This window comes from Chitinophaga filiformis (assembly GCF_021646545.1).
Lineage (GTDB): Bacteria > Bacteroidota > Bacteroidia > Chitinophagales > Chitinophagaceae > Chitinophaga > Chitinophaga filiformis_A.
The window spans coordinates 311,346-325,282 of the sequence record NZ_JAKIRP010000001.1 but is presented as its reverse complement, the minus strand read 5'-3'; the positions used below and the strand labels follow the sequence as shown (position 1 = coordinate 325,282).

Sequence of the window (13,937 nt, the reverse complement as noted above, 5' to 3'; positions counted from 1 at the left end):
AACTATATGTCAATCTTCGATTATGGGCATGTTCCCGCGATACGCAGACTTGCCCGGAATGCGGGTGTCCTGCTTATTCCCGCCGTACTGGGAAGCCCGCAGATATGGGGGGCGGCGCTGCCTGCTGCCAGCAAACATGCTATGGCCAATAACCTTCCGGCAGATGTTCCCGTAAAAGGAAAGGTGACAGATATCAACGGTCAGCAGTTGCCGGGTGTAAGTGTAATTGTAAAAGGATCGAAAAGGGGCGCCCTGACACGTATAGATGGATCTTTTGAATTGAATGTACCGGCAGATGCTGTACTTGTGTTTACCTATCTCGGTTATAAACCACAGGAAATAAAGGTAGGCGCCAACATTCCTCTCCATATACAACTGGAAACAGACGATAAGAAACTCAGCGAAGTAGTAGTGGTAGGTTATGGTACACAGGAACGCCGTAATCTGACCAGCGCTGTGTCAACCATCAACGCTGCCGAAACAAAGAATATACCTGTGGCTGGCTTCGACGCCCAGCTGCAGGGAAAGGCAGCAGGCCTGCAGATCAACTCCAACACCGGTGTGCCGGGAGATGGTGTTTTTGTGCGCGTGCGTGGTACTACTTCCATTAATGCAGGCAATGATCCATTATATGTAGTAGACGGTGTGTTTGTGAATAATACGAGCCTGCAGACGGTGAGTACCGGTGGCCGTGCAACCTCTCCAATCGCAGATATCAATCCGGCGGATATTGCCAGTATCGAAGTATTGAAAGACGCCAGCGCCACTGCCATCTATGGTTCACGTGGCGCGAATGGTGTGGTGATCGTTACCACCAAACGGGGTAATTATGGATCGCGTACAAAGGTCAATGTGAATGTCTCACATGGTTTTGCGAAAGCCCCGAAATTGTGGGACTTAACAACCGGTCCTGAGCATGCTACACTGATCAATGAATACTGGATCAATACAGGTATCGACAACCCTGCGCTGAACCAGACATTTGCGAACCGTCCGTTCCGGCCGGTTGCAGAAGGCGGACGCGGACTGCCCGAAGAACAGAAGACGTACGACAGGCTGGATGAGCTTTTCCGCACCGGCCAGCTGGCTAATTATGATCTTTCGCTGAACGGTGGTTCAGAAAAGACTAAGTTCTACATAGGCGCCGGTTATACAAAGCAGGAAGCCAATATCCGGCCTGTATTCTTTGAAAGAGCCAGTCTGAAACTAAATGTAGATCATAAGATCAACGACAGGGTACAGATTGGTGTAAGCAATGGTATAACCCGTTCCTACAGGAACCAGGCACGCGCAGGTGACGGGCCGCAGGGCGGTCTGTTGCAGTCTGCATTACATACACCTACCTATCTGCCGGAAACGAATCCCGACGGTACGCCTGCCCGCTGGGCCGGGTTTGACAACCTGCAGGTGTTGCTGAATAACTATGATGTTCATACTATCAGTTTAAGATATATCGGCAATGTCTACGCAGAGGCTGAAATACTGCCGGACCTGAAGTTCCGCACCAGCTGGAGTGTGGATTATAACAACTATGATGAATCGGAATACTGGAATGATAAGACACAGCTGGGCGCTGCACCTACCAATGGTCTGGCTACATCTTCCATCACGCAGAACAGCACCTGGATCAATGAGCAGACATTATCTTATCGTAAGAAGCTGGGCCGGGGGCATACATTTGGCGTAGTAGTGGGGAATACTATCCAGCAGAATACCTTAGGAAGGACTTTTGCCCAGGGAACAGGTTTTCCGAATAATGCCTATAAAGATATTTCCTCCGCTTCCACCCGTACCGCCGGACAAACCTGGACACAGGCAACACTGGCCTCTTTCTTTTCCCGTGTCGATTACAACTACAATAGTAAGTACTACCTGGAACTGAGCGTTCGTGCTGATGGCTCATCCCGTTTCGGTAGTAATCACCGCTGGGGATATTTCCCTGCCGTTGGCGCCGCATGGCGGCTGAAAGAAGAGCAGTTCCTGAAGGACGTACAGTTCCTCAGCGATCTGAAATTGCGCGCCAGCTATGGTGTGACCGGTAACCAGAGTGGTATTAATGATTATGCAGCCCGCGGTTTATGGACAGGCACCGGTGGTTATCCCGATACAGAAAGCGGAGGCGATAAAGCAGCCACCGCACCATTACAGCTTGCCAATCCTGACTTGCGCTGGGAGAAGACAACACAGGCCAACCTCGGGCTTGATGCCGGTTTCCTGAATGGACGTGTATCACTCGAAGTGAATGTCTATTCAAAGAAAACAACAGATGTACTGTTGCAACTGCCCGTTCCTTCCAATACTGGCTATACCACCTATTACTCCAATGCCGGTGAGATCAGCAACAAGGGATATGAGGTAGCTATCCGCTCTGAGAATATCAAACGTGGCGATTTCGCCTGGAACACCTCCTTTACCATTTCCGGCAATGTGAACAAGGTGGAAAAACTGCCGGTACCGATCACGCAGTACAATCGCGACTGGATCAGGATGCAGCAGGGATATTCCATGTATTCGTTCTGGATGTACAAACAACTGTATGTAGATCCTAAAACCGGTAATGCGGTGTTCCAGGATGTGAACGGAGATGGCAGTATTACTGTGGCCGACAGACAGATCGTAGGGAATGCATTGCCCAAATTCTTTGGTGGTATCAGTAACAGCTTTTCCTGGAAATCGTTTGATGCCGCTGTGCAGTTCAACTTCCAGTATGGAAACAAGGTGTTAAACCTGAACCGCTTCTTCGGAGAAGGTGGTGGTACCCGCGATGCGAACAGGGTACTGTTTGCCAGCCAGCTGAAACGCTGGCAGAAGGAAGGAGATATCACAGACGTGCCACGCCTGACGAAGGTAGGCAACAACTATACTCTGGAACAGAACAGCCGTTTTATTGAGAATGGTTCCTTCCTGCGCTTACAGGCGCTGACCATTGGTTACACATTGCCTAAGTCACTGACCAGCCGCTGGCATATAGATGGGCTACGCGTTTATGCTGCCGGAAATAATCTGTGGCTGCTCACGAAATATACAGGGCCTGATCCGGAAGCAAACGTGACAGCTGCACAGACGGTACAGGGCATCGACCTGGGTACGCCGCCGCAGTCCCGCACGCTGCAGTTTGGTTTGAATGTGACATTGTAGGAAACCTTTAAAGAAGAAGATCATGAAATTACTTATCCGCATATTACCACTTGTACTACTGCTCTCCTCCTGCAAAGACTTCCTGGATGTAGAGCCCCGCGATTCCGTTTCGGATGATGCGACGATTGTTGATGAAGCTTCCGCACAAACGGCGGTAAGAGGCATGTACCGTGAGCTGGGAGATGACGCTTATTACGGCTCCCTCTTCCAGACCATTGGTTATTTATCCGGCGATAACATACAGTGGACGGGTTCGCAGTCGGTGATCCAGCAGTTCATCTCGCATAGCGTAAAAGCCGATAACGCCAATGTAGCCACGGTGTGGGCGGGCATATATTCTACCATCAACAGGGCGAACCAGGTGATTGATAAAGTACCCGCTGTGACAGAGGCTACTTTTACACAGGATGAAAAGAATGCTTTGACAGGCGAGGCTTATTTCATACGTGCGCTGGCTTATTTCGATCTGGCCCGTACCTGGGGCGGTGTACAGCTGGTGCTGAAAGCCACTACGAACATCAACGACACCAGGGGGCTTAAAAGAAGCACACTGGAGCAGACATATGCCCAGGTATTGAGCGATTTGCAGACCGCAGAACCGCTGTTGCCGGAGACAACTAACCGCTACCGTGCCACCCGGAAAACAGTATGGGCATTAATGGCCCGTTTTTACCTCTATAGGCAGAATTGGGAGCAAGCCGAGGCCTATGCGTCAAAACTGATAGAAGACGCCGAATATCGCCTTATAAAGCCATATAGCGCCTTCTTTGCTAATAATGTGGTGGCAACAGACGAATCGATCTTCGAAATATCCTACAGTGCCAACAATGTGAATGCACACCGCGGCTACTGGCAGCCGCCTGCTAATGGCGGTACGCGGCAATGGGCGCCCAATGATGTTTTTATTGCACTGGTTAATGATCCGGCTATTGGCGGTAACCGTAATGCCGCGGTGGCCATTACCAACCAGGGGTTATGGTATGGGAACTTCTATTACCGCAGTCCGGCTACCGATCCTGCTTATGTGCTGCGCGTTGCAGAACAATATCTTATCCGCGCAGAGGCCAGGGCGCAACTGGGGAAGCTGGAAGGCGCACTAGCCGATCTGGATGCTGTTCGTGACAGAGCGGGATTGACGGCCAGCACGGCCACTTCACAGGCAGATATCCTGCTGGCTATAGAGAATGAGAGAAGGTTGGAATTTGCTTTTGAACCACACCGCTGGTACGATCTGATAAGGACCAGCCGTGCAGCCACAGTGTTGGGCGTAACAGACGAGCGCAGGTACGTGATGCCTATCCCTGCCATAGAGCTGAGCGCTGACGGTGCTTTGGAGCCTAATCCCGGTTATTGACCGCTATCCGATATTTCATCACATAAACATTGCAGGTATGACACATCCGGCAAACCTATTACCACCGCAGACATGGAAAGCATCCTGGAAGATCCTGTTCCGCTTCTTTTTCATCTATTTCGTGATCCAGTGTATTCCGCTGGACCCGAAGTATTTCAGTACCTTATTCCACATTCACTGGGGAGAGCTGGGCTTCGGAGATATTTTTTATCTCGCCAGGTATACCCCTAAGATCTTACCATCTGATAGTCCTTTCGGTGGCTTTGCAGACTGGGGGATTATTGCATTCATTGCGCTGACAGGTGCACTGGTCTGGACTTATCTCGATCAACAGCGGCAGGAGTATAACCAGCTGTATTACTGGTTGCGTGTCATCGTCCGCTACCGGCTGGCGATAGGCGTTATAGCCTATGGACTGCTAAAGCTGTTCCCGCAGCAATTGCCGTATCCTTCCATCAGTCAGTTGAACACGCAGTACGGCGATCTGTCGGCCTGGAAGATCTTTGCGATGAGCACAGGTGTCGTACCTTCTATGGAAACCTTCCTGGGACTGGTAGAAACGATCGCAGGGCTTTTACTGTTCAGCAGAAGAACGGCTACTATCGGCGCTGGCGTCATCATTACTTTTACCGGCAATGTGTTCATGTCTAATCTCGCTTATGAGGGAGGCGAATATGTATACAGTTTTTACCTGGTAATACTGGCGCTGTTCTTACTGGCATATGATACTGTGCGTATTGTTACGCTGCTCACATTGGAGCAGCCTACTGCTCCTGATACTGTATGGCCTTATTTTGCCAAACCATGGCACCGTAGTGCAAAGATCGTGTTGAAAACCCTGTTCATCTTTTTCTTCGTAGGGCTGTACGGATATAAAACGTACGCCAGCTATAAACATAACGGCTACCAGTATCCTGAAACGCCGGGACTGGCTGACGCAGCGGGTATTTACAATGTAACGGAGTTCCGTATCAATAACCAGGAGCTGCCTTATTCACTGACAGATACCGTGCGCTGGAAAGATGTCGTGTTTGAACAATGGGCTACACTCAGCATCCGTTCCAACCGGTATGTACATCCTGATCTGGCCAATACAGAGGAGATCTACAGCAAAGATCCGGAGAGGAATTATGAACTCGCAGGCGCTGTGAGCAGGCATTACTACAGTTACGGTATTGACGCATCCCGCCAGGTATTGTTCCTGCAGAATAAAAACAGATATCATCAGCAGGAAAAACTGGTGCTGCATTATACAAGGCCCGACAGCAGCCGTATTATTCTTTCGGGCATCAATGAAAAACAGGACTCTGTGTATGTAGTGCTGGATAGGATCAACAAGAAATACCCATTGATTGAAGGTCGCCGTAAACCGCTTAAACTTTAAAATCAACGTTATGTCTGATATAGTTAATTCACCTGCCATAGCGCAGGCAGCACCGATAGCGCCGGATACTGCCAGCCAGACTGTTGCTGCGCAGCCAAAGCCCTGGAAGGTATATCAAAGGTGGGCGTTCCGTATTGCCTTTATCTTTTTCGTGATCATGAGTATTCCTACCAGCTGGAATTGGTATACGCACCTTTTCACCATGGACTGGTTACATCTGAAGTATCGGGATGTATATGATATTGCCAGGTTCCAGCCTAATCTCTGGAATGTGGATTCAGAGAGCGGTCGCTGGGGAATTGCCAGCTACGCCAGCTGGGCAGCGGCACTGGGCATTGCGGTGGCAGGCGCTGCGATCTGGAGTCTGTTTGACAGGAAACGACTGGAGTACAACCTGCTTTATTACTGGCTGCGGGTGATTGTACGTTATCGTGCCGGTATTGGCATCATCGGGTTTGGGTATACCAAGTTATTTCCGGTACAGATGCCTTATCCTTCTATCTCCAATCTGCATACCAACTTCGGAGATTTCACTGCACAGAAGATCTACTGGTTATCGATTGGTATTGTACCCTGGTACCAGGTATTTGCAGGTATCGTGGAAGTAGGGGCAGGCATCCTGCTATTCTTCCGGGGTACAGCTGCAATCGGTGCTGTGCTGCTGGCAGGGGCACTGGCCAATATCACCTTTGTGAACCTGGCTTATGATGGAGGAGTGCATGTATATGCCGCATACTTCGTATTGCTCGGCGCATTCGTATTGGCGTACGATATACCTAAGATCTATAACCTGCTGGTACTGCAACGTTATACGGTGCCGGTACACTACTATCCTTCCTTCGGTAAGGCATGGCAGAAGTATGGACGCTGGGCTTTGAAGGGTGGTACTTTTCTTTTATTCGTATTTATACTGTTTTATCTGCAGATGTGGAACTATCTCTATGACCCTTATAAACAACCTGTTGAGAAAGGATTAGCAGGTACGCGTGGTTATTATAACGTAACTGAGTTCAGATTGAACAATAAGGTGATCCCTTACTCACCACTTGACTCCGTACGGTGGCAGAATGTAACTTTTGAAAAGTGGTCGACCATCACTTACCAGGTGAATAAACCCGTATGGCTGGATCTGAGTAACGGTGGTGGTTCACCGAAGAATGATATAGACCGTAATTTTGAGCTGGCCGGTGTTGCCGGTGGAAGAAGGTTCTTTTACTATGAAGCGGATACTGTGAAGCAGGAACTTTCGTTGCGTGATAAGAACAGAAGTGCAGCTAACCAGGGGCGTGAACGGCAAAGGCGTAACGCAACTGATCGGCCGAATACAAGTAAGAAGAAAGATGCTCCTTTTGTTTTGCATTATGAAAGGCCAGGTGAAGGGCGGATTATTCTTTATGGGTTAAATCAGAATAAAGATTCGATTTACGTAATTTTGGATAAGGTAGATAAACAATACCTGCTATCGCCCAGCAAGCTGGAAGCAGGTCAGTATTAAAATATTCAATCAGGGACCAGGAATTTTACGGCTGCACGACGCTGCGAAGTAGCGCAGGGTTTCAACCGGGGCCAGGTGCGATCCGGGGTTCAATAATCCGGGAAACAAAACACCGATAGGCTCCGTTAGGAGCCGCAGTGTTTGTAGCGCGGGGTTTTAACCCCGGGTTCGATAATCCGGGTTTTAACCCCGGGTTCAATAATCCGGGTTTCAACCCCGGGTTCAATAATCCGGGTTTTAACCCCGGGTTCGATAATCCGGGTTTCAACGCCGGGTTTAATAATCCGGGTTTCAACCCCGGGTTCAATAATCCGGGTTTCACCCCGGTCCCCCGACGTAAATTGTTGGTCCCTGATCTCCAATAAGAACCCAATGCATAAAAACGAATATGACGCCATCGTCATCGGATCTGGACCTAACGGACTGGCAGCAGCAATTGCCATGCAACAGCAGGGGCTCTCTGTATTGATCATTGAGGGCAGAAATGAGATTGGCGGCGGCCTGCGCTCAAAAGAGCTGACGCTACCAGCTTTTATGCATGATATCTGTTCTGCTATTCATCCGATGGCAGTGACGTCTCCTTTCTTTAGTCAGTTACCGCTGGAACGGTTTGGATTGTCATATGTCTATCCTGCGGTGGATGCGGCACATCCTTTTGATGATGGAACTGCAGCTGCTTTATATCCTTCATTGGAAAAAACAGCCAGCTTACTCGGAAGTGACAGTAAAGCATATGAGCAGTTGTTCCGGCCTTTGCTGAAAGATTTTAAAGGATTAACTGAAGACATACTAGGCCCTTTACAGTTCCCAAAGCATCCGCTGACACTGGCACAATTCGGGTTGAAGGCATTACCTTCAGCAATGCATCTGGCGAAACGTTTTAAGACAAAAGAAGCCCGCGGATTGTTTGGCGGTGTAGCGGCACATGCAATTCAACCCTTGACGAATATTGCCACCGCCGCTATTGGCCTGGTGCTGATGCTGAACAGCCACACAGGCGGATGGCCGGCGCCTCGTGGTGGCGCGAAGGCATTGGCTGCTGCTTTAGGTGATTATTTTATTTCATTGGGTGGTGAGATTGTGACGGGCACTTATGTGAATGCGTTGAAAGAATTGCCGCCTTCAAGAGCGGTGTTGCTGGATGTAACGCCGCGACAGTTATTGAAGATAGCTGGAGATAGATTTAGCTCTTTTTACAAATGGCAGTTGCAACGTTACCGGTATGGTATGGGCGTGTTCAAGGTAGATTGGGCGCTGGATGGCCCTACGCCGTTTAAAGCAGCAGCCTGCAGAGAAGCAGGCACTATACATCTCGGCAATACCATTGAAGAAATTGCTGCCAATGAACAACGCACAGTGGATGGACATCATCCTGATCAGCCTTATACGTTGTTTGTGCAACAGAGTATTTTTGATAATACGCGTGCCCCGGAAGGTAAGCATACTGCATGGGCCTATTGCCATGTCCCTAATGGTTCTACAAAAGATATGACGGCCGCTATTGAAAACCAGGTAGAGCGATTTGCACCGGGTTTTAAAGATTGTATCATCGGCAGGCATGTGATGAACACGGCAGATATGGAAGCCTATAACCCCAATTACATCGGCGGTGACATTAATGGTGGTATTCTCGATATCACACAACTTTATACAAGACCTGCTATGAGATGGTCGCCTTATACCACACCGGCTAAAGGTATTTATGTATGTTCTTCTTCCACACCGCCCGGAGGTGGTATTCATGGTATGTGCGGTTATCATGCTGCAAAGAAGGCATTGAAAGATGTCTTTGGGATCAGTATAAAATGATCATGATCCATGGTTTAATTTCTGTTAACATTCCGTTTGATATCTATTGACAGCTTTCTCCGTGATTGCTTGCTATATTAGTAAGATCGTATATCGTACGTGTGTAACCCGTTTTGTGAGCACTCAATATCAACCAAAGTAGACCACGAGAAAACTTCACATCAACCTATGTATTATAAAAATCAATAGCCTTTATTCACAAACCTTAAAATGACCAATTGATATGCGTATGCCTATTTTTACAAAGCTGTCTTTGTATGTGACCTTGTTATGCGGTGCTGTGCCGGCCCTTGCACAGACTGACATAACATCTGCCCCTGGTGTGCTGACGGTTCAGTATACCAACTCGAACGCGGCAGAGGACTATCCGAAGTTGATAGACGACAATGTCAACACGAAGTATTACATTGCCAGAACAGCTATCTGGATACAGTTTGAAGCTGCCAGATCTGCTACCGTTAACCAGTATTCCATCACGTCTGCCAATGATTTTGCCACCAGAGATCCTAAAGACTGGAACCTACAGGGCTCAGACGATGGCAGGACATGGACTACACTCGACACGCAGACAGGACAGGCCTTTACAGCCCGTTTCCAGACAAAAACCTATTCGTTTACAAACACGACCCCTTATCTCTATTATCGCCTGAACATTACGGCTAATAATGGCGCAGGTGCTATTCAGTTTGCTGAGTGGGCGCTGAATGGTACTATTGGTGGCCCTGCTTCCGGTCCCAGTGGACTAACAGCCACATTGCAGCCGGGTTATAAGGCAAGTCTCAGCTGGTCAGACAATGCAACCAATGAAACTGGGTACCGCATTGAAAGCTCACTGGATGCAGTCACTTTTGTAACACGTGCAACCGTAGGTGCTAACGTAACGTCTTATACAGATTCTTCACTGAGTATCGGTACAAATTTCATTTACCGGGTAAGAGCAGTGAATGCAACCGGGGCATCTGTTGGTGATACTTCTGAAGTTGTAACAACGCCTAATGTGCCTGCAGGTACTGACATCACCAACTTCACAGACGCTGTGGTAACAGACCAGTACAATACTACGGGTGCAGAAGGATTGGCCAAAGTCGTAGATAACAATACGTACAGCAAGTATCTGGCATGGGCGCCGGTGACCTGGATCCGTTATCAGCTGCAGGGTGGTGCTGTTGCTACCATGTATAGTATTACCGCTGCCAATGATGCCGTAGAAAGAGATCCGAAAAACTGGGTATTCCAGGGTTCCAATAATGGTAATAACTGGACAGATCTGCAGGTGCAGACTAATCAGCTGTTCACTGCCCGCTTTAAGAAACGTATTTATGTAGTGCCCAATACGACTTCCTATAAATACTACCGTTTGAACATTACCGCCAATAATGGCGCTGGTATTACGCAGCTGGCAGAACTGGAGATCTTTGGTACAGGCGTTGGTGCAATAGATACTTCCGCTCCAGCAGCGCCAACCGGATTTGCAACGCAGACGGTTTCCAGCAATCAGATCATTCTGAACTGGCAGGATAATGCTGCCACAGAAGCCAGCTATCGTCTGGAAAGAACAACAGATACCCTGAACTGGGAAGATGCGTTTGTGCTGCCGGCAAATACCAGCCGTTATTTCTCGCTGGACCTGTCGCCGCTGACCACCTACTATTACCGGGTGAGAGCTGAAAATGCAAATGGCGTATCTGCATGGATAACCGGCAGCAATACTACACTGACTGATGTAGTACCTGCACAATGGCAGGAACACTGGGCCGGTCATACAGAGTTGTTGTCGCGGGTATATAGCAACAGCAGTGTAAATATCTGGTTTGACGATGCCGTAAGCCGTTCCGCTACCTGGATGAACCAGGACTTCACGGATGTATGGGAGTATGTAAAACAAAATTATGGCTCTTTCAGCGATCCTAAAGTAAACATGATCTTCCATAGTAAGCCTGGGTATTCCGGCGGACATCCATCAGTGGTATTTGATGCCGATCACGATTATAAGAACTCGGGCGACCTGGGTGGCAGTTGGGAAACAAGAGAAGGCTGGAACCTGCATGCTTCCATTCATGAAGTAGGACATATTGTGGAAGGTGGTAGTAAAGGTATTCATAACTCTCCGTCGTTCCCTATCTGGGGCGATAGCAAATGGGCGGAAATATTCATTTATGACGTCATGAAACGCCTTGGATGGGAAGGAGATGCCCAGCAGGCTTACAATGATTTTGTGGTGAAAGAGGAAGGCTTCCCCAAGCCTGGTACGCACTGGTTCCGCGACTGGTTCTTCCCGATCTATGACAGGGCAGATTCCAGTGCCGCATTAAACCGTTATTTTGACCTGCTGGCACAATACTTCCCGCAACACAATGGTGAATATACCCGTAACCTGAACCTGGGTGAATTTATACATTTCTGGAGCGGCGCTGCCCAATTCAGTCTTGAGGCACAGGCAGATACTGCTTTTGGTTGGTCGAAAGACGTGGAAATGCAGTTTAAACAGGCTCAGATAGATTTCCCCTTCACTTATCCACAGCCACTCAATATCAACACAACGGCAGTTGCGCCGGTTAAGGAGAAGTCAGTATTGAACATCTGGCCTAATCCGGCCAGTAATACCCTGAACCTTTCGCTGCCTGCAGACGATAAAGCGTATACTGTAGATATATTCAGTATCGGTGGCGTGAGAAGGCTGTCGCAGCGGATAAAGGGAAGCTATAATAGCCTGAACATTTCTTCCCTGCCGGATGGTGTGTACATCGTTACCCTGAGGGATAACAAGCAGGTGATCCGAAAGGAGAAGATAGTAGTGAACAATACTTCCCATTAATCCCTGTTATAACATGTAATAGTAGTTCCGGTCCGCCACAGGCAGGCCGGAACTTTTTTGTTTATTTAAGTAGTACTAATTCCAGCTTCGCCCGACATCTATGGAAATCCACAGTTAAGAACCAGAAGAACCTTTGTATATATAGATGCAATCGATTGTCTTAATGACCAAATGACGAATAGTATAATCTATAGTGCATATCCTTTTTTTCATTTTCCCTTAAAAAACCATTACAAAAATGAACAGACATCAAATTGTCAATGTCACCAGGTGCGCGGCACTCTCCATGATCGTATTTCTATCAGCCTGTACGAAAGAAAATGTAAAGGAAGAACGTCTTGCTGCGGGCAGTAGTCTGGAAGCCCAGGCAGTAGGCAGCACTATCCTGAACAGCTGGAGTGTAAACTGGGATAATTATGCCCACAGCAGTACCTACACGGCAAACAACGCTGCTACCGATTTCGGTAACGTAACTGGCTGGGTAGACAGCCGGGGGATGATTTCCAACGGAAATCTGCGGATCACTTTATTAAAGAACGCCTTATCAGGTGCAGGTGGCGTGGTGGCGAACATCGATATCTCAGATGGTACTGCCTACGAGGTTGATTATGACATCAGGTTCCACAGCCAGTTTGACTGGAGCAGGGGTGGAAAGCTGGGTTTTGGCTTCTCTATTGGTGATGGTAACACCGGCGGCGACCCGGGTTGGGATGGTAATGGCGGTACTGCGCGTCTGATGTGGTACCAGACTGATGCCGGCAGGGTATTCTTCCAGCCTTACGTTTATTTTAAAGACCAGTCAGGCCAGTACGGAGAAACCTTCGGTAAGTCCTATCCTGCTACAGGCAGCCTGAATAAAGGGCAAACCTATCATGTGCACCTGTACGTGAAAAGTAACACGGGCAGCAATACCGATGGCCATGTGCAATACGTGATTGATGGTACAGTAGTACTTGACAGGGATATCCGCTGGACAACAAATGACAGCAAACGATTGATCAGAGGGTTAACCTTCCATACTTTCCGTGGTGGTAGCCAGACCTACTGGCAGTCGGCTACAGATGGATATATCTACTATGATAATCTGCGAGTTCACAGGATCAGTACAAACTGATAACATAAAAAAAGTTAAGCCTCCAAAGCCTTTTAAGGGACTTTGGAGGCTTTCTGTTATAAATCGGCCATTTCCCGTTTAGACAGTCTTACCCACTGGGCATTTAGTCTGCGAACATATCCGGGATGAAGTTCTATTTCATCTTTTACAGTCTGAAACTGCGCTTTTGCCTCTTGCAGACGTTGTTGTTTCTTCAACATCATTCCGTAATGGTACATGCCTTCCATTGAGTGATGTACACGGATCACCTTCTTGTATTCCTCTTCCGCTTTTACATAGTCAGTACTGCCTTCCAGGGCCCTTGCATACAGCAGCTCGTCTTCCTGTTTGGTCATCCGGAAATTGCGCATGCCCAACAGCCGGTTGTAGAAAGATACACTTTCGAAGTACTGTTCATTGTAAAAATATAATCTTGCCAGCAGGAGCAGGATGCCCTGGTCATTGGCATGATGGGCATTGAGGCAGGACTGCGCCAGTTCGATAGCCTGCTGGTATTGCTGCCGGTGTGCATAGGCATTGGCCAGTGCCAGTTTGTTGGCAACGGTATCGGAGAGCCTTACTTTACGTTCCAGCTCTTTGATATTGTGTCCTGGTACAAATAGTTCCTGGAGATTGCTGGTTACCTGTCCGCTGTTGATGGTTGGCCAGATCTCCCTGATAAAATAGGCAATGGCGCCGACACCCGGCAGGAAAAGCAGGATGTAGATCCAGTCCTTTTTTCCATTTTTCATAGCATGCACAATACAAACAAGTTGTGCAATAAGTATCAGGTAGTAATAGTCATTCCAGAAAGGTAGCATGGCATTCTTGGTTAGGTATAGGAGGATT

At 48.3% G+C, this 13,937-nt stretch carries 8 protein-coding genes; 7 read left to right on the top strand and 1 reads right to left on the bottom strand.

Features of this window, described 5'->3' with window-relative positions; all coding sequences use genetic code 11:
• The first annotated feature begins 6 nt into the window (after window positions 1–6).
• The 7 genes from L3C95_RS01325 (at window position 7) to L3C95_RS01295 (ending at window position 13,109) form a co-directional block, all read left to right on the top strand.
• Window positions 7–3,138, top strand: a complete 3,132-nt coding sequence (locus tag L3C95_RS01325; protein WP_236384249.1) for a SusC/RagA family TonB-linked outer membrane protein — start codon at window positions 7–9, stop codon at window positions 3,136–3,138.
• A gap of 22 nt (window positions 3,139–3,160) precedes the next feature.
• A complete protein-coding gene (locus L3C95_RS01320; RefSeq protein ID WP_236384248.1) occupies window positions 3,161–4,492 on the top strand; it encodes a RagB/SusD family nutrient uptake outer membrane protein in 1,332 nt (443 codons plus the stop codon).
• 37 nt (window positions 4,493–4,529) lie between these two features.
• Window positions 4,530–5,876, top strand: a complete 1,347-nt coding sequence (locus L3C95_RS01315; protein ID WP_236384247.1) for a DoxX family protein — start codon at window positions 4,530–4,532, stop codon at window positions 5,874–5,876.
• 10 nt (window positions 5,877–5,886) lie between these two features.
• Complete coding sequence (locus L3C95_RS01310) at window positions 5,887–7,371, top strand: hypothetical protein (RefSeq protein ID WP_236384246.1); 1,485 nt, start codon at window positions 5,887–5,889, stop codon at window positions 7,369–7,371.
• Window positions 7,372–7,743: 372 nt separating this feature from the next.
• Window positions 7,744–9,180 (top strand): phytoene desaturase family protein, encoded by a 1,437-nt coding sequence (locus tag L3C95_RS01305; protein WP_236384245.1) that lies wholly within the window; start codon window positions 7,744–7,746, stop codon window positions 9,178–9,180.
• Between the two features lie 229 nt (window positions 9,181–9,409).
• A complete protein-coding gene (locus L3C95_RS01300; RefSeq protein ID WP_236384244.1) occupies window positions 9,410–11,995 on the top strand; it encodes a discoidin domain-containing protein in 2,586 nt (861 codons plus the stop codon).
• Window positions 11,996–12,233: 238 nt separating this feature from the next.
• Window positions 12,234–13,109: a polysaccharide lyase gene (locus L3C95_RS01295; protein ID WP_236384243.1), complete on the top strand. Its 876-nt coding sequence runs from the start codon at window positions 12,234–12,236 to the stop codon at window positions 13,107–13,109.
• A 56-nt stretch (window positions 13,110–13,165) separates the two neighbouring features.
• On the opposite strand, the gene L3C95_RS01290 is transcribed toward L3C95_RS01295, so the two are convergent.
• Window positions 13,166–13,909 (bottom strand): hypothetical protein, encoded by a 744-nt coding sequence (locus L3C95_RS01290; protein WP_236384242.1) that lies wholly within the window; start codon window positions 13,907–13,909, stop codon window positions 13,166–13,168.
• Window positions 13,910–13,937: the final 28 nt, after the last annotated feature.

Coding starts and splice junctions, on each gene's coding strand:
- L3C95_RS01320 (WP_236384248.1), top strand. CDS start 3,161: ATGAAATTACTTATCCGCATATTACCACTTGTACTACTGCTCTCCTCC.
- L3C95_RS01305 (WP_236384245.1), top strand. CDS start 7,744: ATGCATAAAAACGAATATGACGCCATCGTCATCGGATCTGGACCTAAC.
- L3C95_RS01315 (WP_236384247.1), top strand. CDS start 4,530: ATGACACATCCGGCAAACCTATTACCACCGCAGACATGGAAAGCATCC.
- L3C95_RS01290 (WP_236384242.1), bottom strand. CDS start 13,909: ATGCTACCTTTCTGGAATGACTATTACTACCTGATACTTATTGCACAA.
- L3C95_RS01295 (WP_236384243.1), top strand. CDS start 12,234: ATGAACAGACATCAAATTGTCAATGTCACCAGGTGCGCGGCACTCTCC.
- L3C95_RS01310 (WP_236384246.1), top strand. CDS start 5,887: ATGTCTGATATAGTTAATTCACCTGCCATAGCGCAGGCAGCACCGATA.
- L3C95_RS01325 (WP_236384249.1), top strand. CDS start 7: ATGTCAATCTTCGATTATGGGCATGTTCCCGCGATACGCAGACTTGCC.
- L3C95_RS01300 (WP_236384244.1), top strand. CDS start 9,410: ATGCCTATTTTTACAAAGCTGTCTTTGTATGTGACCTTGTTATGCGGT.